1 protein-coding gene is annotated in these 396 nt (G+C 68.9%); it reads right to left on the reverse strand.

Annotation, left to right across the window (positions count from 1 at the left end; genetic code table 11):
• Positions 1-375: beta-ketoacyl synthase N-terminal-like domain-containing protein (locus tag ACK6AU_RS32055; RefSeq protein ID WP_409303788.1), on the reverse strand; the 375-nt coding region annotated here is incomplete at its 3' end.
• Positions 376-396: the final 21 nt, after the last annotated feature.

The raw sequence follows: 396 nt of genomic DNA on the forward strand, positions 1-396 counted from the left end.
GCCCAGCCACTTGCTGTAGGTCTTGCCCGGCTTGCCGGCCTCGGGATCGTAGTAGTCATCGACGCTCCAGCGCGCTGGCGGGATCTCCTCGACGCAGTCGCGACCGGCCACCAGGTTGTCCCAGTAGGCATCCAGCGTCGGTGCCTGCGGATAGCGCCCGGACATGCCGATGATGGCGATACCTTCGCTGGCCGTTGCCGTCCCGGCCGCACGAGGTGCAGGCGCGGCCGATGTTGGCGCTGTCTCTGGTGGTGCAGGCGGTTGTGGGCTGGCCGCAGCCCTGGCGATGCTCGGCTGCGGGGCAAGCGAAGCCGGTGGCGCTTGAACCTGGATCGGCGCCGTGGACTGCAAGGCCTGCTCGACCAGGGCAGCCATGCGCCTGACGCTGGAATGCTG

Origin of the sequence: Pseudomonas sp. KCJK8993 (genome assembly GCF_046230915.1) — a bacterium.
GTDB classification, from domain to species: Bacteria; Pseudomonadota; Gammaproteobacteria; order Pseudomonadales; family Pseudomonadaceae; genus Aquipseudomonas; species Aquipseudomonas piscis.